The organism is Nonomuraea sp. NPDC049684, from assembly GCF_044465345.1.
Lineage (GTDB): Bacteria > Actinomycetota > Actinomycetes > Streptosporangiales > Streptosporangiaceae > Nonomuraea.
Map to the genome: position 1 here is coordinate 266696 of NZ_JBITLO010000001.1, position 21424 is coordinate 288119.

The following is a 21424-nucleotide window of genomic DNA, read 5'->3' on the forward strand; positions in this document are numbered from 1 at the left end:
CTTTCTCCTTACTCATGCCGCAGGGCCTGGATCGGCCGGAGCTTGGCCGCCCTGTTGGCGGGATAACTGCCGAAGAACAGCCCGATCCCCACCGACACGCCGAGCGCCAGCGCGACGGACGGCGGCACGAGGACCGGCTCGATGCCGGCCACGGTGAACCGGGTGCCGACGAAGGCCACCAGCACCCCGAGCAGCCCGCCGACCAGGCTGAGCAGGGTGGCCTCCATCAGGAACTGGCCCAGGATCGCGCTGCGCGGCGCGCCGATCGCCTTGCGGATGCCGATCTCCCGGGTCCGCTCGGTCACGGTGACCAGCATGATGTTGGTGATGCCGATGCCGCCCACCAGCAGCGAGATCGCCGCCACCGCCCCGAGCAGCACGGTGAACGTGCCGGTCGCCTCGCTCACCGTCTCCTGCAGGGCGGCCTGGTTGAGTATCCGGTAGTCGGCGTTGCCGTCGGTGATGCCGTGCCGCTGGTCGAGGACGGCGGTCACCTCCGACTGCGCCGCCGTGGTGGCCCCGGCCCCGGTGGCCTGCACCACGATCGAGTCCAGCGAGCCGAACCCGCTCAGGCTCTGCTGCACGGCGGGCAGCGGCGCCACGGCCACGTCGTCGGCGTCCTGCATGCCGGTGGAGCCGCTCTCCTTGAGCACCCCGACCACCGTGAACGGCACCCCGGACACGCTGACCTGCCGGCCGATCGGGTCCACGGTGCCGAACAGCTCCTCCACCACCGTCTGCCCGAGCACCACGACCTTCCTGGCGGCCAGCACGTCGTCGTTGAAGAAGTACGTGCCCTTGGCCACCGGCTTGTTCATGGCCTCGAAGTAGCTGGGGTAGGTGCCGACGAACTGCGCGATCGTGTGGCTGGCGGCGCCGTACGCGGCGGCGGCGGAGTTGACGCCGACCACCGGCGAGACGGACCTGACCGACGGCGCGAGCGTCCGGTCGGTGAGCGCCTTGGCGTCGGCCAGGCTGAGCTGCCTGGCCTGGGTCCGCGGCCCGGTGTTGCCGCCGCCGCCCGCCGCGCGCCCGCCGAAACCGCCTCCGCCGCCCGAGAAGGACGGGGAGATCGTCAGCGTGTTGGCGCCCAGGCGCTGGATGTTCTTCTGGATGCTCTGCGAGGAGCCCTCGCCGACCGCCACCAGCAGGATGACCGCGGCGACGCCGATGAGGATGCCCAGCGTGGTCAGGGCGCTGCGCATCTTGTTGGCCAGCAGGCCGCGCAGCGCGAAGCGGAGGATCTCAAGCTGGTTCACTGGCCGCCGTCCTCGGGGGTGGTCCGTCGACCGGCGCCTGGCGGCGGTCCTCCACGATCTCGCCGTCCACCAGCCGGATCACCCGTTTGGCGTGCGCGGCCACGTCGTCCTCGTGGGTGATGAGCACGATCGTGCGTCCCGACTCGCTGAGCCGGTCGAGGATCTGCAGCACGTCGCGGGTGGAGGCGGTGTCCAGGTTGCCGGTGGGCTCGTCGGCCAGCAGCAGCGCGGGCGCGGTGACCAGCGCCCTGGCCACGGCCACGCGCTGCTGCTGGCCGCCGGAGAGCTGGTTCGGCTCGTGCCGCACGCGGTCGGTCAGCCCGACCTGCTCCAGCGCGGCCAGGGCGCGCGAGCGCCGTTCGGCCGGGCCGACGCCGCCGTACACGAGCGGCAGCTCGACGTTGGCCAGCGCGCTCATCCGCGGGATCAGGTTGAAGGACTGGAAGACGAACCCCACCCTGCGGTTGCGCAGGACCGCGAGCTGGTGCTCGGCCAGCCGTCCCACGTCCGCGCCGTCGATCTGGTACGTGCCGGAGGTGGGCACGTCGAGGCAGCCGAGGATGTTCATCAGGGTGGACTTGCCGGAGCCGGAGGCGCCCATGATGGCGACGTAGTCGCCGCGCTCGACGTCCAGGCTGACGCCGCGCAGGGCGTGGACCTTGGCGTCGCCCTCGCCGTACTCCTTGACGAGGTCCTTCACCCGCAGGACGGGCGCCGCCGTCGCGGTGGCGGGGGCCGGGGCCGTCATCGCCCGCCGCCCGGCATGCCGCCGCCTGGGAACCCGCCGCCGAACCCGCCGCGCTGGTTGGTGCCCTGCGTACCGGTCGCCGGCGGCACGAGCCGGTCGCCCTCGGACACCCCCGACGTGATCTCGGTGAGCGCCGTGCCCCGGACGCCGACCTCGACCGGGGTCCTGACCTGGCGGCCGTCCCTGAGCAGGGTGACCGTGGTCTGGCCGCCGCTGGTGGAGACCGCGGTGGAGGGGACGGTGACGACGTTCTCCGCCCTGCCGACGACCACCTCGACGGTGGCGGTCTGGCCCAGCCTGACCTTCGCGGGGATCTTGGCGAAGGTGACCGTGACCGGGTACTGGACGACGTTGTTGCTGGTGGAGGCGACCGGCTGGATCTGCGTGACCTTGCCGTCGGCGGTCACCCCCGGCAGGGCGTCGAAGGTGACGGTGGCGTTCTGTCCCTGTTCGAGCTTGCCGACGTCGGACTCGGTGAAGGTGCCCACGAGCTGGAGCCGTCCGGTGTCGGCCAGGTCGACGAACCCGCCCGTCCCCGTGTCCGCGCTGTTGCCGCTGCTCTGGGACTGGCCCTGTGACTGGCTCTGGCTTCCGCCCGAGCCGGAGGCGGCGCCGCCGACGGATCCGTTGACCGCCGTGACCGTGCCCTTGAACGGGGCCCGCAGGACGGTGGCCGCGACCGTGCGCTCGGCCTCGCGGTAGGCGTTGCGCGCCTTGACGTAGGAGGCGTAGAGCGCGGCGGTGCCGGTGCCCTCGTCGATCGCGCTCTGGTACGTGGCCTTGGCCGCCGACAGGCTCTCCTGGGCGGCGTCGTCGTCGAGCCTGGCCAGGATGTCGCCCTTGTCGACCTTGTCCCCCGCCTTGACGTAGATCCGCTCGACCGTGCCGCCCGTGCCGAACGACAGGGCCCTGGTCCTGGAGCTGGCCACCGCGCCCGACGCGGACACCGTCGCGGTCACCGAGCCGCGGCTCGCCGTCACCGTGCGCACGGCCGTCTCGCCGGCCGCGCGGTCCGTGCCGAGCTGGACGTAGGCGAGCGTGGCCCCGCCCAGCAGGAGCACGCCCAGTGCTCCGTTGGTCATCAGCGCTCTGCGCCTTGTCGACACCTTCACAGCCGGTGACCCTTGCACACCAGCCTGCGCCGCAGCCGTGACGGAGCTGAACGTTCGCTGACAAACCGGGCCTGCGCGGGGTCACACAGCGAACTCTCAGGCTGCTCGCAGGCTGCCGTGAAACTGGTCGGCCAGGATGGGCCGCCATGAGACCGACTTTCGCGCTGGGCGGGCTCGCCCTGGCCGTGCTCGTCGCCGGGTCGGGCCTGGCGCTGGCACTCCGCGACGACGACCCGCCGGCCGTCCGGGTACGGCTCGCCGCCGCCCAGCGGGGCCCGGTCACGGCCCTGGTCAGCGCCGCCGGCAACACCGTGGACGGGGCCCGTCGGGACCTGGCGTTCGGCTCGTCCGGCCCGGTGACCAAGGTGTACGTCAAGGTCGGGACCAAGGTGACCAAGGGCCAGGTGCTGGCCAGGATCGACGGGCGGGGGGCCCGCGAGGCGTACGCCGCCGCCAAGGCCGACCTCTCCGCCGCCCAAGAATCCCTCACCACCGCCACCACCAACTCCCCCGAAACCGCAACCACCGGAACCGCAACCACCGGGACTGGGACCACTGGGACCGGGACCGCCGGGACTGGGACCACTGGGACCGGGACCACCCGGAGCACGGGAGCCACCGGCTCAGCCGGGAGCTCGGGGACCACCGGTTCTGCCGGTTCGCCGGTCTCCGCCGGGCCCGCCGCCGGCACTCCGGGCCCGGCCACCAGCGGCGACACCCCCGCCACCACCGGCAACCCCAGATCGCCGAACGCCGCCAACTGCCCCACCCCGTCGGCCACCTCGAAGCCCACGCCGCCCGGCACTCAGAGGCCCACCCCGACCACCGGCGGCACCGGCCCCACCACCTCCCCCGCCCCGGACACCGCCACCACCTCATCCGGCACCGCTGCCCCTCCAGGGACCGCCGCCACTGTCGGGGGCGCCGTCACTCGTGGGGGTGCCGCCGTCCCGGGTGGGGCGGGCGGCTCCGGTACGGCCATCGGCGGAGGTTCGGCGGGCGAGGGCGTCTTCGGCCCGACCACCCCGCCCACGCCTACGCCCACAGCCACGGCCAAGCCATCGACCGCTCCGCCCACCGCCGACACGCCCACCGACGCCACCGCCGCCAAGGCGGGCAAGGCCGCCACCCCCGCTTCCACGCGGACGTCCGGCGCGTACCCGGCTCACAGCCGCACCCCAACCGCGACCCCCACCCCCACCAGAACGCCCTCCCCCACCCCCACTCACGAGCCCTCCGAACCCCAGCCCACGGTGACGGTCACCGCGACCGCCACGGTGACGGCGACGGTGACCGTGACGGCGACCCCGCCCGGCGGCGGCACCCCTGGAGGCGGCCAGACCTCCACCCCCGGCACACCGTCCACCTCCGGCGAACCCTCCACACCGGGCGGCCCGTCCACCCCCGGGCCGCCCGCCACGGTCAGGCCCTCGACCACCGCGCCCCCGTCCGCGACCGCGACCGCCAAGCCCACAGCCAAGCCCACCGCGAAGGCCACCGCCAAGCCGCACGCGACGACCTCCGCCCGTCCCTCCGGCTCCTGCTCCCCCGGCACGACCTCCCGGGACACCGCCACCAGGACCGCCACCACCCCCAAGGACGGCGCCCCCAGAACCGGGATCACCGAGGACCAGGCCGCCGCGAACGTGGACCGCGCCGAAGCCGCCCTGGAGGCGGCCGCCGACGCCGTACGCGCCACCCGCATCGTGGCCCCCACCTCGGGGACCGTCCTGTCGGTGGCGGGACGGGTCGGCGACACGGCCGGCACCGGCACCTTCATCAGCCTCGGCAACCTGAACGAGCTCCAGGTCCAGGCCATGGTCACCGAGTCCGACGTCAACCGGCTCAAACTCGGCCAGCAGGCCGCCATCACCCTCGCCACCCGCCCCGGCGAGCGCCACGGCGGCACGGTCACCGCGATCGCCCCGACCGCCACCGTCGAGGACCGGCTCGTCCGCTACTCCGTCACCCTGGCCTTCGACGAGCCGCCCGCCGGGCTCATGCTCGGCCAGACCGCCACGGTGTCGGTGACGACCGCCGAGGCCAAGGACGCGATCTACGTCCCGGCCGCCGCCGTCCGCAGCCGTTCAGACGGCGCCCAGGTGGTCACCGTGCGGTCGGGCGGGCACGACGCCGCGAAGGTGGTCGGCACCGGCGTCCGTGGCGACCAGTACGTCCAGATCACCTCAGGTCTGGACGAACGGGACCAGGTCGTCATGTCCGGCACCACCGCCGGCGAGTTCCCCGACGCGACCTGGCCGGGCGCCTGACCACCCGCCCCTGCCTCCCAGCCGGCCCTCAGCCCGTTCCCAGCGAACCTTCAGCCGACGAAGGCCGCAGGGGCCGCAGGGGCGGCAGGGGCGGCAGGACCCGACGTCCCCGGTCGGCGAAGGCTGCGCGCCCCGCCGTTCCTCAGCCATGGCGGGGTGCGGCGCGGCCGGCGGCTGAGCGGGGCGGTTCGGCCGGGATCGTGAGCCGGTGGGCGGTACGGGCCCGCGCGCCGCGGCGGGAGATGTAGTCGAGCGTGCGGAAGTCCACCGCCAGCTCGTCCCTGGTCAGCCGGGCCATGAGGTAGCCGCGCCGCTGGTCGATGTAGGAGATGTGCGGGTTCTCCTGCAGGGCCTCGGCGATCCACGTGCGGTCCCGGTAGCCGTCGCCGTCGCTGGCGATCGACGACGTCACCAGCTCCCTGGCCACCACCGGCGAGTCCGGGTCGTCGAAGTCGGTCTTGAGGTCGGCCAGGTGGTGCATGTGCGCGTCCCCGGTCAGGACGACGGGGTTCGAGGTGCCCGACAGCGACCCGAGCAGACGGGTGCGCTCGGCGGCGTAGCCGTCCCAGGAGTCGAGGTTCACCTCGCGGCCCGGCCCGATCTTGTAGTCGCGCTGGGCCATCAGGATCTGCTGGCCCAGCAGGTTCCACCGGGCGCCGGACCCGCTCAGCCCCTCCTCCAGCCACCGCCACTGGGCGGCCCCGAGCAGCGTGCGCCCGTCGGACAGCCGCTCGTCGCAGCCGGCCCGCACCCCGTCCAGGCATGCCTGGTCGTCGCGGAACTGGCGGGTGTCAAGGAGGTGGAAGCGGGCCAGCGTCCCCCAGGAGACGCGCCGGTTGATGCGCAGCACCGCGCCCTGGAGGCTGGCGCGGCGCAGCGGCATGTTCTCGTAGTACGCGCGGAAGGCGTCGGCGCGGCGGCGGGCGAAGCCGGGCGCGCCGGTGCTGGAGACGGGGCCGGCCCAGTTGTTCTCCACCTCGTGGTCGTCGAAGGCCACCAGCCAGGGCGCGACCGCGTGCGCGGCCTGCAGGTCGTGGTCGCTCTTGTACTGGGCGTGCCGCAGCCGGTAGTCGGCGAGGGTGGCGCACTTGCCCGGCGTGTGCGTGCGCACCCGTCCGGCCAGGGCGGTGTAGCCGCTGGGGCCGTACTCGTACATGTAGTCGCCGAGGAAGACGACCAGGTCGGGTTCCTGCTCGGCCAGGCGGCGGTAGGCGGTGTAGTAGCCGTGCTCGTAGTGCGCGCAGGCGGCCACGGCGAAGGTGAGCGGGCTCTCCCCTGCGGGCGTCGTCCGGGTGCGGGCGGCGGGCGAGAGCCTGCCCTGGCTCCTGAACCGGTAGAAGTAGTCGCGGCCGGGCTCCAGCCCGTCCAGCTCGACGTGCACGCTGTGGGCGTCGCGCGGCCGGGCGGTCGCGGTGCCCGACCGCACGACCGAGGAGAACCGCTCGTCGGTGGCGACCTGCCAGTCGACCTCGACGTCGCGGGCGGGCATGCCGCCGCGGCCGTCGCCGCTGAGCGGCTCGACGGCCAGCCGGGTCCACAGGACGAAGCCGTCGGCGGACGGATCGCCGGAGGCCACGCCGAGGGTGAACGGGTCGGATCTGAGTGTGGTCGAGGAGGCGGGCACTGAGACGGGCGCTGAGGCGGGCACTGAGGCGGGCGCGCTGGCGGTGCGGGGCGCGACGAGGCCGGCTGCCGCCGCTGTCAGGAACGTTCTGCGGTCCACGCTCCAGGTATGTCCGCCCGCGCTGACCCCGCCGTGGCCCCGTCATGACAGCGGAGTCAAGCGTGGGTGAACAGCGCCGGTCGCCCGGAGACAGGCCGGCGGGAGGCGGCCGGGAGGCGGCCGGGAGGCGGCCGGGAGGTCAGCGGGGCAGCTCGCGCAGGGACTTGCGGAGCGCGGCGGCGCTGGTGAACAGCACGCCGGTCATGCCCGCGCGCTCGGCGCCCTCGACGTTCTCGGCGCGGTCGTCGATGAAGACGATCTCGGACGGGTCGGCGGCCAGCTCGCGGGCGACCTCGTCGAAGATCTCCCGGTCGGGTTTGACCAGCCCCATCCTGCCGCTGTAGAAGCGGTGGCCGATGGCGGCGATCCAGGGCAGCTCGTCGAGGCCGTCGGCCATGCAGACGGGCATGTTGGACAGCAGCGCCACGCCGTCGCCCGCGTCGAGGATCTCATCGAGGACGGCGACCGTGCCCTCGTCGGGGTAGGCCCAGCTCGCGACGTCCATGGCCACCAGGCGGGCGACCTCGGACGGGGTGACGGACCGGCCCAGCACGGCCGCCCAGTAGTCGACGGGGCTCAGGCTCGCCCGGTCGAACTCCAGGCGGTGTTCCCAGTAGCCGCGCGCGAAGGCCCCCGGCTCGGCCCCGACGGCCCGCGCCATGGCCTCGTTGTCGGACTCGGACTGGGGAAGGGACAGGACGCTGCCGTAGTCGAACACAATCCACGTCATGCAAGGAATGGTCGCAGATGCGGGTCGAGCGCCGGGCAGCCCAGGTATTTCTCGGCCGTGTGGAAGTCGATCCAGTCGAGGTTGACCAGTTCCTCGACGTCCACGCCGGTGAAGCTGGCGCGCAGGGCGGGCGGGATGGCGGCGATGTCGTCCTTGTCGGCGATGTTCACCCAGCGGGCGACGTTCCTGGGGCGTTCGCCGAGGCCGTTGACGGGGGCGGGCAGGAGGCGTTCGAAGACGACGTTGCGCATGCCGAGCGGGCTGCCGAGCGTCAGGAGCAGGTCGACGGGCAGGTCGGGGTTGGCCCACAGGGCCTCGTAGGCCACGACGCTGCCGAGGGAGTGGGCGATCACCACCCGCGGCCGGTTCCTGCGGATGGCGTCGGCCACGGCCAGCCGGCACCTGTCGCGCCGCTCCTGGTCGGTGAGGTAGACCGCGACCTCGGGCGCGAACAGCTTGGCGAACGCCGCCGACCTGCTGTCGAGCTTGCCGAGCAGCCATCCGGTGAACGACTTGAGCGCGCCGGTGACGTGCTCGCCGAGCCCGAGGTCCTTGGCCCATTCGACGAGCACCCGCTGGGTGGCGGCCTCGACGCGCGCCGCCGCCTGCTTGGAGCTCTCCCCGGGCTTGGGGTCGCGCAGCAGGTGGGAGAAGTAGGCGACCTCGCTGAAGTAGGCGGCCGTATCGCCGCCGAGCGCCGCGTGCAGGTAGCGGTCCCACTTGAGCCGCATGGCCTCGGCGGCCCCGGTGGCCGACCCGCCGGCCTCCAGGTAGTAGTTGTACTTGCCGATCCCGTGCACGCCCACGATGGCCGTCACAGCGCCTCCCCCTGACCGCTCGGTCTTTCCGCGGATATTGGCATACGCCGCCCGCCCGCGCCCGTCAAGAGCGGCGGGGGTTTAGGCTTGCCTAAAGGTTTAGGTAGAGCTAAAGTGGAGTGACGAGGACGGACAGCGTCGAGAGCGAGACCGACATGGCCTTTCGCCGGAACCCCCGTGACGAGGTGGGCGGTCTCGCCCAAGAGGTCGTCGACGAGATCACCTGGTACATGCGGGAACACAAGATCACCCGCGCTGATCTGGCCGCGTCACTGGGCGTCTCGCCGGGCCGGGTGAGCCAGATACTCTCCGGCGACGAGAACCTGACCCTGCGCACGCTCGGCGCGGTCGTCGACGCGCTCGGCGCCCGCCTGGAGCTCACGCTCGGCGACGCCGAGGACTCCCCCGCCGCCCTGGCCTGATGGCCCGGGAGCGCCGTCCGCCGGTCCCGGTCAGCGGGCGCGGGCGATGTGCTCGCCGCCGCGGGCCCGTGACGGCGGCACGTACCCCGGCAGCGAGCGGTAGCCGGCCCGGTAGGCCGCGGCCAGCAGGCGCAGCACGTCGTTCTCGGCGTCGTGCCGCAGCACGCCGTGCAGCCGGTTGAGGTTGCCAAGGTAGCGCTCGTACCTGGGGATCCTGGTGTGGCGGGAGAGGGTGAGCGCGGTGGCCACCTTCGAGCGGGCGGCGCCGTCCTCGATCAGGGCGGCCACGTCCAGCCTGCGTTCGACCGCGTCCAGGCGGGCGTGCACGCGTTCGCGCCGCCGGTCGTCGGCCGACAGGCGCTCGCGGATGCGCTCGTGGTAGCGGGCCGCGGCCAGGCTCAGCTCGTAGACGTTCCAGGACGGGTCCACCCGCTTCTCGCACCAGACGCGCTCGTCCTCGGCCATCGCCTGGTCGAGCCGGGCCAGCAGCGACACCAGCCAGAACGTGGCCGCCTCCCGGGCCAGCGAGCGCCGCTCGTCCTGCTTGGCGCGCATCTGGCCGATCCACAGGCCGCTCGGCGCCACCGCACCGAGGACGGTGGCCAGCGAGTCGCTCAGCAGCGCGTGCCCGGCCAGCGCGACGCCCGCGGACAGGCCGCCGGTGAGCAGGCTGATGGCGATCGCGAGCCGCCGCCCGGCGGGCCCGAAGGGCCGCCCCTTCCCCTGGCACCTCAGCAGCAGGAAGACGACGGCGGAGACCACGGCGAGCCCAACGGTCAGCGCCGCCTGCGCGACCCACTTCGGGTCCATGGAATTAGCCCTTCCCGCGAAATGTTCTCTCCATATTCGCAGCGAGGGCAGTGATTGAAAATGCCGTTGCGGACGGCATATGTCGCTCATATACGGTGACACTCATCTGAGCAAGGCGCATTCTTCCGGAACAGGAGCTCCCACCATGCCCGGCCCGCTGGTCGTCAACGACTCGATCGTCATCCCCGACGCCGAGCTCGTCTGGCGTTTCTCCCGTTCCTCAGGTCCGGGCGGTCAGGGCGTCAACACCACCGACAGCCGGGTGGAGCTGATCTTCGACGTGGCCGCGAGCACCGCGATCCCGCCCGCGCTCAAGGCCCGCGCGCTCGACCGTCTGGGCGCCGCCACGATCACCGTCGTGGCCTCGGAGTACCGGTCGCAGCTGCGCAACCGGGAGGCCGCCGGGCACCGGCTGGCCCAGCGCGTCCGGGAGGCCGTCGCGCCGCCGCCCAAGCGCCGCCGCCCGACCAAGCCGAGCCGGGGCGCCGTCGAGCGCCGCATCGCGGGCAAGAAGCACCGTTCCGACGTCAAGCGCCTGCGCCGCGACCCCCACTGAGCCCGCTCCGGGGGCGCGCCGGGATCAGAGCGAGAACGCCGGTTCCCTGACCCCCGCCGGGCAGAGCTGCCCGATCACCGCGCGCACCTGGCCGCGCAGCACGGGGTCGGTGAGGCGGCCGTCGTCGTCGAAGTGCGGGCAGGCCGGCGAGATGACCAGCTCGGCGCCCATCACGACCGCGTCCGCGCCCTGGAGCTGCTTGTAGAGCTCCGCCTGCGCCCACATCGCGCCGCACGCCCGCGCGCTGGCGCTCATCACCGCCACGTGCTTGCCGGACAGCACGTCGCCGGCCGAGAGCCATTCCAGCGTGTACGTCAGCTCCATCGGCAGCAGGCTGTGCTCGGGAGCCGTCAGCAGCACCGCGTCCGCCCCGGCGACCAGCCCGAGCAGTTCCCTGGCCGCCACCGGCACCTTCCCCGGCTGGTACGGCGGGACGTCGCCCATCCCCGTCCAGATCTCGAACCGTACGCCTTCCGGCAATTCGCCGCCCGCTGCGTCCAGCAATCTGTTGATGAATGACCCCGCGTGGAGACTGGCGGCGATCCCGATGATTTTCACCTACTGCTCCCCAGGCGTTCCGGTGTCACCTGGAAACTTCCCGATGCCTCGGATGTCCAAGACCAGCCCGAGGTCAAATGCAGCTCAGTCTTCGCCTCAGCGCCGGTGACGTTCCTGGTCAGGCGGGCGTCGGAAGATCAGCGCGAGCACCCGCAGCACCATGATCGAGGCGATCACCAGGAGGTTGTAGCCGAGCAGCTGGTACAGGCTCGTGGTGCCGACCACGACGGGCCCGCCCTCGATGCCGAGCAGCAGCACCGCCATGAGCCCGGCCGTTGCGCCGAGCACGGTGAGCAGCACCTGGTGGACCAGCCCGGTGACGTAGCGGCGGTCGCGGTCGTCGGCCAGCAGCCGGACGTTCAGGCTGAACCTGCCGTGCTCGGCGGCGCTGGCGATGCGCTCGACCCGGCGCGGCAGGCGGCGCAGCATCGGCAGCAGCGCGGCCAGCTCCTGGCCCATGGCCTCCTTGACGGACTCGGGCCCGGCCCGCTCGGCCAGGTAGCGCCCGGCGAACGCGCGGGCCTCGCCGATCAGGTTGAAGCCGGGCGACAGGCGCACGAGCGTGCCCTCCAGCGTGGCCAGGGCCCGGAAGACGGCGGCCACCTCGGGCGGGATGGACAGCCCGTACTCCGAGACGATCTTGAACAGGTCGGTGAACATCTGCACGCTGTCCATGCCGGGCCCCAGGTGCCTGGCCATGAACTGGCCGAGCGCCCGCTCCAGCGCCGCCTCGTCGATCTCCTCCGGCCGCGGGACGACCTCCAGCAGCGCGTCGGTGACGCCGAGCGGGTCCTGCCGGTTCATCGCGAGCAGGAAACGCTGCAGGGCCGAGCGGACGGAGCCGTCCAGGCGGCCGACGGAGCCGAAGTCGAGCAGGCCGAGCGTGCCGTCGTCGAGCAGCATGAGGTTGCCCGGGTGGGGGTCGGCGTGGAAGACGCCCTCGACGAGGATCTGCCTGAGCAGGCAGTCGAGCAGGTCGCGGGCCAGCGCGGGCCCCTGGCCGGGGGCGGCCGCGGTGACCGGCCCGCCCGACAGGCGCCGCATGACCAGCACCTGCTCGGTGCACAGGGCGGGGAACGGCTCGGGATAGGTGACGCCGCCGCTGCCGGAGGCGGCCACGGCGGCCATGTTGGCGGCCTCGACGCGGAAGTCCAGCTCCTCGCGGATGGCGACGGCGAACCCCTCGGCCAGGTCGCGCAGCCCCAGCGAACGCCCCCACCGGGTCCTGGACTCCAGCGTGGCGGCCAGCCGGCGGACGATGTCGAGGTCCTGGGCCACCACGCCCTCGATGCCCGGCCTGCGCACCTTGACCACGACGTCCTCGCCGGTGTGCAGGCGGGCGGTGTGGGCCTGGCCGATGGAGGCGGCGGCCAGCGGCGTCCGGTCGAAGGCGGCGAACACCTCCTCGACCGGGCCGCCCAGCTCGGCGGCGAGCACCGGCTCGATGCGCTCCCACGGCGCGGGGGCGACGTGGTCCTGCAGGCGGCCCAGCTCGTCGATGAACTCGGCCGGCAGCAGGTCACGCCGGGTGGACAGCACCTGGCCGAGCTTGACGAAGGTGACGCCGCCGTCGTCGAGCGCCTGGCGCAGCGACCTGGCCAGGCGCACCTTGCCCGACCTGTCCTCCAGGCTCTCGCCGCGGCCCCGCAGGTAGGGGCCGAGGCCGTGCCGGAAGGCGATCCTGGTGATCTGCGAATAGCGCCGGGCCCGGCGGATCCGGCCGCGCAGCGAGCGCAGCACCTCCAGCGGCCCCGGCACCGAGCCCGGCGGGACCAGCGCCTCGGCGAGCACCAGGATCACCATGGGGATGAGCACCATGCACATGGCGATCAGGAGCAGCAGCCCGAGCGCGCCGGCGTCGGGCGTGGTCTCCGGGTCGACCGGCCCGAACGAGGCGATCACCGGCGTCAGCATCGGCTGGGCCAGGCCCCAGGCCACCATCGCGGCCAGGAAGGTGCGTAACGCGCCGAACCTGACCCCGAGCAGGCGCTGGGCCGCCGTCGCCAGCAGCAGGATCATCACCAGGATGGCGAGCGAGACGAACAGCGTGCCCAGGAGCTCCATGAGGAGGGATCATCCCACGGCCACGCGGGCGGCGGCGGCCCGGTGGCGGCCCCGTAGCGACCCGGTGGCGGCCCGGCGTCAGCCCTTGGCGGCGGCGCGGGCGCGGCGCTCGTCGCGGCGCTCGACGAACCGGGCGGCCGTGACCTCCGTCTTGGCCAGGAACGCCGACAGCTCCTCGCGGGCCCGCTCGCCCTCGGCGTCGAGGCCGGTCTTGTCGAAGACCGCCCACTGGCGCAGCACCGGCATGAGCACGTCGTCGAGGTGCAGGCGCAGGTCGTAGATGCCCTCGTGGGCGATGATCATGGCCTTGCGGGCGAAGCCCTCCATGCCCGTGCCGGGCATCTGGAAGGTGGTGACGACGTCGGTCACCGCGCGCATGGTCTGGTTGGGGTCGAGCTCGAAGGCCGCCTTGAGCAGGTTGCGGTAGAAGAGCATGTGCAGGTTCTCGTCGGCGGCGATGCGGGCGAGCAGGCGCTCGCAGCCCTCGTCGCCGGAGGCCCGGCCGGTGTTGCGGTGGGAGATGCGGGTGGCCAGCTCCTGGAAGGAGACGTAGGCGAGCTGCTGGAGCATGGTGTTGTACGCGGTGACGAAGCCCTGCTCCATGTGGTGCATGCGGGCCCGCTCCAGCGCGACCGGGTCGACGGCGCGGGTGACGGTGAGGTAGTCGCGCAGGGCGGTGCCGTGGCGGTCCTCCTCGGCGGTCCAGCGGTGGACCCACGTGCCCCACGCGCCGTCACGGCCGAACGTGGTGGCGATCTCGTGGTGGTAGCTGGGCAGGTTGTCCTCGGTGAGCAGGTTGACGATCAGCGAGATGCGGGCGGCCTCGGGGATCTTCGAGTCGCCCTCCTGCCACGCCTGACCGCCGTAGATGCCGTCGAAGTCACGCCCTTCGCTCCACGGGATGTACTCGTGCGGGAACCACTCCTTGGCCATCGAGTTGTGGCGATCGAGCTCCACGCCCACGACGGGTTCGAGCTCGTGCAGCAGTTCCGTCTGAGACATCGCCATAAAGATCTTCTCCTTCAGGTTACGGGACCGTAGGTTAGGCTACCCGAAGGCCATGTGATGCGGTGTCGACCTCGTTGTCCTAAATGCCGGCGCGTTGCAGCAGCCGGTCCAGTTTGATGTTGAGGTCGAGGATCTCCGAGCGCAGCGAGTTGAACTCCTCGGCCATCGCCGTCCTGACGAACCGCAGCTCCTCGGTCACCTCGACGCGCAGCGTCGCCAGCTCCGCCTTCGCGTCCTGCTCCTCCGGCCCGTCGTGCCACACGGCCGCCTCCTCGCATTCGGTAAGTCACCTTCCGCTACCAAGGATCGCAGCCGGACGCGGCCCGCGCCGCCGGACGGCGCCCGCCGGGAGTGGTTTTCTTCTCCCGGGCCACGATCCTTCGCGCCCCGGATGAAGACTTGTCATCCCGGACGGGCCGGCCGCCGGGCTCAGATCAGGTCGACGAGGTCGGCGACGGAGTCGACGACCAGGGAGGGCCGGTAGGGGAAGCGGTCGACCTGGTCGCGCTGGGTGACGCCGGTCAGCACGAGGATCGTGAACAGCCCCGCCTCCATGCCGGAGACGATGTCGGTGTCCATGCGGTCGCCGATCATGGCGGTGGTCTCGCTGTGGCCCTCGATGGCGTTGAGCGCGCTGCGCATCATGCGGGGGTTGGGCTTGCCCACGAAGTACGGCTCGACGCCGGTGGCCTTGGTGATCATCGCGGCCACCGCGCCGCAGGCCGGCAGCGAGCCCTCGGTGGAGGGGCCGATCGGGTCGGGGTTGGTGGCGATGAAGCGGGCGCCGGCCTCGATGAGCCGGATCGCGCGGGTGATCTGGGTGAAGCTGTAGGTGCGGGTCTCGCCGAGCACGACGTAGTCGGGGTCGAGGTCGGTCAGGATGTAGCCGACCTCGTGCAGGGCCGTGGTCAGGCCGGCCTCGCCGATCACGTACGCCGACCCGCCGGGGCGCTGGTCGTCGAGGAACTGGGCGGTGGCCAGGGCGGAGGTCCAGATGGACTCGGCGGGCACGTCGAGCCCGGCGCCGGCCAGGCGCACGGACAGGTCGCGCTGGGTGTAGATGGAGTTGTTGGTCAGGACCCGGAACTTCTTGTCGGACTCCTTGAGCCGTTTGATGAATTCGTCCGCACCGGGGATCGGCCGCCCCTCGTGGACGAGGACGCCGTCCATGTCGGACAACCAGGAGTCGATCCGCTTACGCTGAGTCACCCGTTCATGGTATCGAGCGTGCCTTGTCGACTTCTCGCCGCACACGTGAACAATGTTCATCATGTCGTTCACTGAATCCGCCCTGGACATGCGGGACGAACTCATCCAGCTCCGCCGCTCCCTGCACACCACCCCCGAGCTCGGCCTGCAACTGCCGAGGACGCAGGAGAAGGTGCTGGCCGCGCTCGACGGGCTCCCCCTGGAGATCACCACCGGCAAGACGCTCAGCTCGGTCACCGCGGTGCTGCGCGGCGGCCGCCCGGGCCCCGCGGTGCTGCTGCGCGGCGACATGGACGCCCTGCCGGTGACCGAGCGCAACGACCTGCCCTACATCTCCCGGCATCCGGGCCAGATGCACGCCTGCGGCCACGACCTGCACACCGCCATGCTGGTCGGCGCGGCCCGGCTGCTCAGCGCGCGGCGGGCGGACGTCGCCGGTGACGTGATCTTCATGTTCCAGCCGGGCGAGGAGGGGCACGACGGCGCCAAGCACATGATCGGCGAGGGCGTGCTCGACGCGGCCGGCGCCCGGCCGGTGGCGGCGTACGGGATGCACGTGGTGTCGGCCATGCTGCCGCCGGGGCTGTTCGCCTCGCGGGGCGGCCCGATGATGGCCGCGGCCGACGTGTTCTGCGTGACGGTGAAGGGCACCGGCGGGCACGGGTCGAGCCCCCACCGCGCCAAGGACCCGATCGCGGCCGGCTGCGAGATGGTGACGGCGTTGCAGACGATGGTGACCCGCACGTTCGACGTGTTCGACCCCGTGGTGATCACCGTGGGCACCTTCCACGGCGGCTCGGCCGACAACGTGATCCCCGACGAGGCGCGCTTCGAGGCGACCGTGCGCACGTTCAGCAAGGAGCACCGGAGGCTGGTCAAGCGGCGCCTGGTGGAGGTGGTCGAGGGCATCGCGGCGGCGCACGGGCTCGCGGTCGAGACGTCGTTCGGCATGGGGTACCCGGTGACGGTCAACGACCAGGGCGAGGCCGGGTTCGTCTCGGCGACCGCCGACGAGCTGTTCGGGCCGGGCCGCTACTTCGCGGCGCCGCAGCCGGTCATGGGCTCGGAGGACTTCTCGTACGTGCTGGAGGAGGTGCCGGGCGCGTTCGTCTTCCTGGGGGCCTGCCCGCCCGACCGCGACCCGGCCACGGCGCCCTACAACCACTCGCCGGACGCCGTCTTCGACGACTCCGTGCTGTCCGACGGCGCCGCGCTGTACGCCTCGCTGGCCTACGAGCGCCTGTCGAGGCCGTGATGCGCGCCTGGGTGGTGGACCGGCCGGGGCCGATGGCGTCCGGCCCGCTCGTGCGGGTCGAGCGGGACGTCCCCGAGCCCGGCCCCGGCGAGGTGCTGGTCCGGGTCGAGGCGTGCGGCGTGTGCCGGACCGACCTGCACCTGGCCGAGGGCGACCTCGCGCCGCGCCGGCCGCTGACCACCCCCGGGCACCAGGTGGTGGGCCGGGTCGAGGGCTCCGGCGAGCGGGTGGGGGTGGCCTGGCTGCGCTCGACGTGCGGCCGGTGCCGCTACTGCCTGCGGGGCACGGAGAACCTCTGCCCGGACTCCGCCTACACCGGCTGGGACGCCGACGGCGGCTACGCCGAGTACGTCGTGGCCCCCGCCGGCTACGTCTACCCGCTGCCGGCCGACGTGCCGGCCGAGCGGCTGGCGCCGCTGCTGTGCGCGGGCATCATCGGCTACCGGGCGCTGGCCCGCTGCGACCTGCCGCCGGGCGGCCGGCTCGGCATCTACGGCTTCGGCTCCTCGGCCCATCTCACCGCGCAGGCGGCCATCGCGCAGGGCGCCACGGTCCACGCCGTGACCAGGTCGGACGCCTCCAGGCGGCTGGCGCTGGAGCTGGGCGCGGCCTCGGCGGGCGACCGGCCGCCCGAGCCGCTGGACGCGGCGATCCTGTTCGCGCCGGTCGGCGACCTGGTGCCGCCCGCGCTGGAGGCGCTGGACCGCGGCGGGACGCTGGCGATCGCCGGCATCCACCTGACCGACGTGCCCGCGCTGAACTACGAGCGGCACCTGTTCCAGGAGCGCACGCTGCGCAGCGTGACCGCCAACACCAGGGCCGACGGCCGGGCCTATCTGGAGCTGGCGCTGGCCCATCCGCCGCGGGTGGCGACCACGCTCTACCCGCTGGAGGAGGCCGGACGGGCGCTGGCCGATCTGGCCGCCGACCGCGTCAGCGGCGCCGCCGTGCTGGTCGTGGACTGAGGCCCCCGCTCCGTCGCACGATGGAGATTGGCGCCATGGCGGACCTCTATGAAGGAAAGTTACATTACACTCACAACATCTGGAGATTATTGACGCTGCCTGCTGGCGACCGTAGGGTCCGGTCAATTCCCTACAGATCCTCAACAGGTCCGACATCCCCCGGAGCGGCAGATGAAGCGACTGGCAGCGGTAGTGGCGTTGCTGGGCCTCGCCACCGCCACAGCGGCGTGCAGCGGTGGTACTAACAACAAGTCCGGCGGCTCGAGCGGTGGTGGTGGCGGGCTCTTCACCACGATCGACGTCAACAGGCCCGGCCTGGAGGCCACGGCCCCGGCCAACCCGTACAACCCGAAGGGCAACTCCTTCCCCGGCTACACGGCCATGAAGCTGGGCTGGGTCAAGAACCACCTGACCGACCCCAACCAGGCCCTCCCCGGCATCGCGGCGAGCTGGGAGATCGCGCCGGACAACTCGGCGATCACCCTCAAGCTCCAGCCGAACGCCAAGTGGTCCGACGGCAAGCCGGTCACCGCCGAGGACGTCAAGATGTCCATCGGCATCGCCTACACCCAGGGCAGCACGGCGTTCTCCATCACGCCGGGCGCCGCGGGCGCGGCGGCGGACGTCACCGTGGTCGACGACCACACCCTCAAGATCACCCAGGACATGGCGAACCCGAGCCCCAAGTTCGCCCGCGGCGTGCTCGACACGTTCGTCCTGCCCTCCCACGTGTGGAGCAGCGTGCTCCCCGCGGACTTCTGGGACCAGCTCAAGGCCTCCAGGGGCGAGGGCGCCGAGGCCGACAAGGCCCGTGAGACCATCACCGGCCTGGGCGAGAAGGTGCTCACCTTCGCCCCGCCGAAGGACACCTCGGCCGGCCCGTTCGTGCTGGAGCGGGTGAACCCGTCCGAGGCGCTGCTGGTCAAGAACAAGTACTTCTACAACGCCGCGAACGTGGCGCCGGCGCAGGTGAAGTTCCTCAACTACACCGGCAACGAGCAGATCTGGAACTACCTCACCGCGGGCAAGCTCGACCACGCCGGCTTCACCGCCGCCCCGTCCGACGTGATGAACCGGATCAAGGCGGCCGCCGGCAACGAGGTCATCAAGGGCTACTCGCCGGTCGCGGTGAGCATGGCCTTCAACCAGTCCAAGAAGCCGTACGACAACGTGCACGTGCGCCGCGGCCTGGCCTACCTGATCAACCGCGAGGAGGTCACCAAGGTCGCCTCGCCCGAGGGCGGCACGGCGGCGGTCACCACCAGCGGCATCCACCAGAAGGCCGCGCAGGCGTGGATCCCCGACGAGCTGCCCAAGCTGGAGCCGTACGCGCCCGACGTGGCCAAGGCCGAGGCCGAGTTCAAGGAGGCCGGCCTCACCAAGAAGGACGGCAAGTGGACGCTGGCCGACGGCTCGGCGTGGAAGGTCTCCATGCACGCGCCCTCCGGCTTCTCCGACTGGCTGTCGGCCCAGGAGAACATCAAGAGCCAGCTCGTCAAGGCCGGCGTCGACGCCGAGGTCGTCACGACCGCCGACTACCCCCTCTACCTGGAGGAGCTGGCGGCCGGCAAGTACGACGTGGGCTTCTGGCTGATGGCGCTCGGCCCCGCGCCGTACGACATCTACCAGCGCCTGTACGGCGCCTCCAACGGCTGGACGAACGTCGCGGGCAAGGTCAAGCACTCCGAGCCCGGCAAGGCCGGCAACTGGATGGGCGGCCCCGAGGAGATCGAGGTCGACGGCGCCAAGATCAACCCCGGTGAGCTGACCGGCAAGCTGAACTCGGCCAACGAGGAGCAGGCCAAGCCGATCATGGCCCAGCTCGCCAAGGCCGCCAACCAGGACCTCCCGGTCATCCAGCTCTGGGACTACGTCAACACCCAGTTCGTCAACAACAGCCGCTTCACCGGCTGGCCGCACGACGACGAGATCCTGCGCATGGGCGCCGGCGTCCTGCCCTCGGGCGTCTGGATCCAGCTCGGCATGATCAAGGCGAAGTCGTAGTTCATGGCGCTCATCGCACGACGACTCGCGGGCCACCTGGCCCGCGGGTTCGTCATGATCCTCGTAGTCGCGACGATCAGCTTCTTCATCATCAACAACATCCCCGGCGACCCGATGGCCGCCCGCTACGAGAAGCTGGTCGAGCAGGGCATGTCGCCCGAGGCCGCCGCGCAGGCCGTCAAGGTCCTGTACGGCTTCCTGCCCGACGGCACGCTCTGGCAGCAGTACACCGATTACATGACGGGCCTGCTCCACCTCGACCTCGGCATGTCGGTCAGCCGGCCCGGCACCTCCGTGGTCGACGTGCTCACCGAAGCCGCCAAGTGGACCGTTCTACCGGTGCTGGCCGGCACGCTGCTGAGCTTCCTCGTCGGGATCCTGCTCGGCGTGTACGCCGCCATCAAGCGCACCGGCAAGCTGGGCGACGCCCTGGCCATCTCCGGCTCGCTGCTGCACGGCATCCCGCAGTACGTGCTGGCGATGCTGCTCGTGGTGATCTTCGCGACGCTGCTCCCGATCCTGCCGGCCGACGGCTCGGTGGACATCCTGTTCGAGCCCGGCTTCAACGCCGGCTACATCGGCTCGCTGGTCGAGCACGCGGTGCTGCCGGTGGCCACGTACGCGCTGTCGGCCTACGGCGGCTGGATCCTGGCGATGAAGTCGAGCGTGGTCACCGTGCTGGGCGACGACTTCATCCTGGCCGCCGAGCTGCGCGGCATGAAGCGCTCGATCGTGTTCCGCTACATCGCGCGCAACGCGATCCTGCCGCTGTTCACCATGCTGGCCCTGTCGCTGGGCCTGCTGCTGGGCGGCGCGGTCTTCATCGAGAAGATCTTCAACTACCCGGGTCTCGGCTGGCTGCTGATCAGCGGCGTCCAGGACCGCGACTACGGCCTGATGGGCGGGGCGTTCCTGCTGATCACGGTCGGCACGATCATCGCCAACATCGTCGCGGACCTGTTCTACACGGTCATCGACCCGCGGGTGCGCAGCGGAGAGGAGGGCTCGTGAGCGCCACGCTCATCCCGGAGGCCGCGCCGGCCGCCTCGGCCATGCGCCGCAACTTCTGGCACGGCGTGTGGCGGGTGATGAAGCGCAAGCCCAGCCGCATGGCCGGGGTCGTCATCATCGCCGGCTTCATCGTCATGGCGGTGATCGGGCCGATGCTGCTGCCCGAGCACCTGCCGGGCAACGCGAGCGCGATCACCCAGCCGCCGAGCTGGGACCACTGGTTCGGCACCGACCCGCAGGGCCGCGACGTGACCGCGCTGGTGATCAAGGGCTCGCGTTACGTCCTGCTCACCGCCCTGGTCACCGCGCTCATCACGGTCGTCGCCGGCACCGCGATCGGCCTGTTCTCCGGCTTCAAGCGGGGCCGCTGGGACACCGTGCTCATGCGGCTGACCGACATGAAGCTCACCATCCCCGGCCTGCCGCTGCTGCTGGTGCTGGCGACGGTGTGGAAGTTCGGCAACCCCTTCCAGATGGGCCTGGTGCTCGGCCTGCTCGGCTGGGGCGGCGTGGCGCGGGCGGTGCGCTCGCAGACGCTGTCGCTGCGCGAGCGCGGGTTCATCGAGGCCGCCCGCGGGCTCGGGCTGTCCACCACGCACATCATCGGCAGGGAGCTGCTGCCGAGCATGGCGCCCTACATCGCGATGAACATGCTCATCGCGGTCACCGGCGCGGTCTACTCGCAGGTGGGCCTGTTCTTCCTGGGCGTGCTGCCGTACGAGTCGGACAACTGGGGTGTGATGCTCAACCTCGCCGTGTTCCAGGCGGGCGCGATGATCACGCCGAACGCGCTGGGCTACCTGCTGGCGCCGCTGCTGGCGATCCTGCTGCTCACGCTCGGCATCGTGCTCGTGGTGGACGCCATGGACGAGATCTTCAACCCCCGGCTGCGCGAGGAGTAG

General features: G+C 72.0%; 20 protein-coding genes. 8 read left to right on the forward strand and 12 right to left on the reverse strand.

Annotation, left to right across the window (positions count from 1 at the left end; all coding sequences use genetic code 11):
- Nucleotides 1–8: 8 nt before the first annotated feature.
- From ACIBST_RS01235 to ACIBST_RS01245, 3 genes are read right to left on the reverse strand one after another with little or no spacing between them, the layout of a single operon-like run.
- A complete protein-coding gene (locus ACIBST_RS01235; protein ID WP_397168033.1) occupies nt 9–1259 on the reverse strand; it encodes an ABC transporter permease in 1251 nt (416 codons plus the stop codon).
- Complete coding sequence (locus ACIBST_RS01240; protein ID WP_397168035.1) at nt 1246–2007, reverse strand: ABC transporter ATP-binding protein; 762 nt, start codon at nt 2005–2007, stop codon at nt 1246–1248. The genes ACIBST_RS01235 and ACIBST_RS01240 overlap by 14 nt, the downstream gene beginning before the upstream one ends.
- Entirely contained in the window at nt 2004–3089 is a 1086-nt protein-coding gene (locus tag ACIBST_RS01245; RefSeq protein WP_397168037.1) for an efflux RND transporter periplasmic adaptor subunit, read from the reverse strand. The genes ACIBST_RS01240 and ACIBST_RS01245 overlap by 4 nt, the downstream gene beginning before the upstream one ends.
- Before the next feature lie 176 nt (nt 3090–3265).
- Between ACIBST_RS01245 and ACIBST_RS01250 the strand changes: the two genes are divergently transcribed.
- Complete coding sequence (locus tag ACIBST_RS01250; protein ID WP_397168039.1) at nt 3266–5389, forward strand: efflux RND transporter periplasmic adaptor subunit; 2124 nt, start codon at nt 3266–3268, stop codon at nt 5387–5389.
- 142 nt (nt 5390–5531) lie between these two features.
- Here ACIBST_RS01250 and ACIBST_RS01255 read toward each other — a convergent pair whose 3' ends face one another.
- The 3 genes from ACIBST_RS01255 to ACIBST_RS01265 form a co-directional block, all read right to left on the reverse strand.
- Nucleotides 5532–7112 carry an alkaline phosphatase D family protein gene (locus ACIBST_RS01255; protein WP_397168041.1) on the reverse strand — a complete coding sequence of 527 codons (1581 nt, stop codon included), beginning with the start codon at nt 7110–7112 and terminating at the stop codon, nt 5532–5534.
- Between the two features lie 139 nt (nt 7113–7251).
- Nucleotides 7252–7842 carry an HAD family hydrolase gene (locus tag ACIBST_RS01260; protein ID WP_397168042.1) on the reverse strand — a complete coding sequence of 197 codons (591 nt, stop codon included), beginning with the start codon at nt 7840–7842 and terminating at the stop codon, nt 7252–7254.
- Nucleotides 7839–8660, reverse strand: coding sequence for a hypothetical protein (locus ACIBST_RS01265; protein ID WP_397168044.1), 822 nt, complete (start codon nt 8658–8660; stop codon nt 7839–7841). The genes ACIBST_RS01260 and ACIBST_RS01265 overlap by 4 nt, the downstream gene beginning before the upstream one ends.
- Nucleotides 8661–8815: 155 nt before the next feature.
- Here ACIBST_RS01265 and ACIBST_RS01270 point away from each other — a divergent pair, with 155 nt between their 5' ends.
- Nucleotides 8816–9082 carry a helix-turn-helix domain-containing protein gene (locus ACIBST_RS01270; RefSeq protein ID WP_397168046.1) on the forward strand — a complete coding sequence of 89 codons (267 nt, stop codon included), beginning with the start codon at nt 8816–8818 and terminating at the stop codon, nt 9080–9082.
- Nucleotides 9083–9112: 30 nt separating this feature from the next.
- On the opposite strand, the gene ACIBST_RS01275 is transcribed toward ACIBST_RS01270, so the two are convergent.
- Nucleotides 9113–9892 (reverse strand): hypothetical protein, encoded by a 780-nt coding sequence (locus ACIBST_RS01275; RefSeq protein WP_397168048.1) that lies wholly within the window; start codon nt 9890–9892, stop codon nt 9113–9115.
- 145 nt (nt 9893–10037) lie between these two features.
- On the opposite strand from ACIBST_RS01275, the gene arfB reads away from it, so the two are divergent.
- A complete protein-coding gene (gene arfB / locus ACIBST_RS01280; RefSeq protein WP_352327447.1) occupies nt 10038–10448 on the forward strand; it encodes an alternative ribosome rescue aminoacyl-tRNA hydrolase ArfB in 411 nt (136 codons plus the stop codon).
- Between the two features lie 24 nt (nt 10449–10472).
- Here the strand turns inward: arfB and ACIBST_RS01285 are convergent, their stop codons facing one another.
- From ACIBST_RS01285 to ACIBST_RS01305, 5 genes are all read right to left on the reverse strand, one after another.
- Complete coding sequence (locus ACIBST_RS01285; protein WP_397168050.1) at nt 10473–11006, reverse strand: NADPH-dependent FMN reductase; 534 nt, start codon at nt 11004–11006, stop codon at nt 10473–10475.
- 96 nt (nt 11007–11102) lie between these two features.
- Nucleotides 11103–13070, reverse strand: a complete 1968-nt coding sequence (locus tag ACIBST_RS01290; protein ID WP_397168051.1) for an ABC1 kinase family protein — start codon at nt 13068–13070, stop codon at nt 11103–11105.
- A gap of 78 nt (nt 13071–13148) precedes the next feature.
- On the reverse strand, nt 13149–14078 hold the full coding sequence (locus tag ACIBST_RS01295; protein ID WP_397168053.1) for an acyl-ACP desaturase: 930 nt from the start codon (nt 14076–14078) through the stop codon (nt 13149–13151).
- Nucleotides 14079–14157: 79 nt separating this feature from the next.
- On the reverse strand, nt 14158–14340 hold the full coding sequence (locus ACIBST_RS01300; protein ID WP_397168054.1) for a hypothetical protein: 183 nt from the start codon (nt 14338–14340) through the stop codon (nt 14158–14160).
- A 167-nt stretch (nt 14341–14507) separates the two neighbouring features.
- Nucleotides 14508–15248 (reverse strand): HAD-IIA family hydrolase, encoded by a 741-nt coding sequence (locus ACIBST_RS01305; protein WP_397169419.1) that lies wholly within the window; start codon nt 15246–15248, stop codon nt 14508–14510.
- Nucleotides 15249–15348: 100 nt separating this feature from the next.
- Here ACIBST_RS01305 and ACIBST_RS01310 point away from each other — a divergent pair, with 100 nt between their 5' ends.
- The 5 genes from ACIBST_RS01310 to ACIBST_RS01330 all read left to right on the forward strand — a co-directional run bounded on the left by ACIBST_RS01310 (nt 15349) and on the right by ACIBST_RS01330 (nt 21424).
- A complete protein-coding gene (locus ACIBST_RS01310) occupies nt 15349–16542 on the forward strand; it encodes a M20 family metallopeptidase (RefSeq protein WP_397168056.1) in 1194 nt (397 codons plus the stop codon).
- A complete protein-coding gene (locus tag ACIBST_RS01315) occupies nt 16542–17507 on the forward strand; it encodes a zinc-dependent alcohol dehydrogenase family protein (RefSeq protein ID WP_397168058.1) in 966 nt (321 codons plus the stop codon). The genes ACIBST_RS01310 and ACIBST_RS01315 overlap by 1 nt, the downstream gene beginning before the upstream one ends.
- A 171-nt stretch (nt 17508–17678) precedes the next feature.
- Nucleotides 17679–19511, forward strand: a complete 1833-nt coding sequence (locus ACIBST_RS01320; RefSeq protein WP_397168060.1) for an ABC transporter substrate-binding protein — start codon at nt 17679–17681, stop codon at nt 19509–19511.
- Between the two features lie 3 nt (nt 19512–19514).
- Nucleotides 19515–20522: an ABC transporter permease gene (locus ACIBST_RS01325; protein ID WP_397168062.1), complete on the forward strand. Its 1008-nt coding sequence runs from the start codon at nt 19515–19517 to the stop codon at nt 20520–20522.
- Complete coding sequence (locus tag ACIBST_RS01330; RefSeq protein ID WP_397168064.1) at nt 20519–21424, forward strand: ABC transporter permease; 906 nt, start codon at nt 20519–20521, stop codon at nt 21422–21424. Before ACIBST_RS01325 ends, ACIBST_RS01330 begins: the two co-directional genes overlap by 4 nt.

Coding starts and splice junctions, on each gene's coding strand:
- ACIBST_RS01240 (WP_397168035.1), bottom strand. CDS start 2,007: ATGACGGCCCCGGCCCCCGCCACCGCGACGGCGGCGCCCGTCCTGCGG.
- ACIBST_RS01245 (WP_397168037.1), bottom strand. CDS start 3,089: ATGACCAACGGAGCACTGGGCGTGCTCCTGCTGGGCGGGGCCACGCTC.
- ACIBST_RS01250 (WP_397168039.1), top strand. CDS start 3,266: ATGAGACCGACTTTCGCGCTGGGCGGGCTCGCCCTGGCCGTGCTCGTC.
- ACIBST_RS01260 (WP_397168042.1), bottom strand. CDS start 7,842: ATGACGTGGATTGTGTTCGACTACGGCAGCGTCCTGTCCCTTCCCCAG.
- ACIBST_RS01270 (WP_397168046.1), top strand. CDS start 8,816: ATGGCCTTTCGCCGGAACCCCCGTGACGAGGTGGGCGGTCTCGCCCAA.
- ACIBST_RS01275 (WP_397168048.1), bottom strand. CDS start 9,892: ATGGACCCGAAGTGGGTCGCGCAGGCGGCGCTGACCGTTGGGCTCGCC.
- arfB (WP_352327447.1), top strand. CDS start 10,038: ATGCCCGGCCCGCTGGTCGTCAACGACTCGATCGTCATCCCCGACGCC.
- ACIBST_RS01290 (WP_397168051.1), bottom strand. CDS start 13,070: ATGGAGCTCCTGGGCACGCTGTTCGTCTCGCTCGCCATCCTGGTGATG.
- ACIBST_RS01295 (WP_397168053.1), bottom strand. CDS start 14,078: ATGGCGATGTCTCAGACGGAACTGCTGCACGAGCTCGAACCCGTCGTG.
- ACIBST_RS01305 (WP_397169419.1), bottom strand. CDS start 15,248: ATGGACGGCGTCCTCGTCCACGAGGGGCGGCCGATCCCCGGTGCGGAC.
- ACIBST_RS01310 (WP_397168056.1), top strand. CDS start 15,349: ATGTCGTTCACTGAATCCGCCCTGGACATGCGGGACGAACTCATCCAG.
- ACIBST_RS01315 (WP_397168058.1), top strand. CDS start 16,542: ATGCGCGCCTGGGTGGTGGACCGGCCGGGGCCGATGGCGTCCGGCCCG.
- ACIBST_RS01320 (WP_397168060.1), top strand. CDS start 17,679: ATGAAGCGACTGGCAGCGGTAGTGGCGTTGCTGGGCCTCGCCACCGCC.
- ACIBST_RS01325 (WP_397168062.1), top strand. CDS start 19,515: ATGGCGCTCATCGCACGACGACTCGCGGGCCACCTGGCCCGCGGGTTC.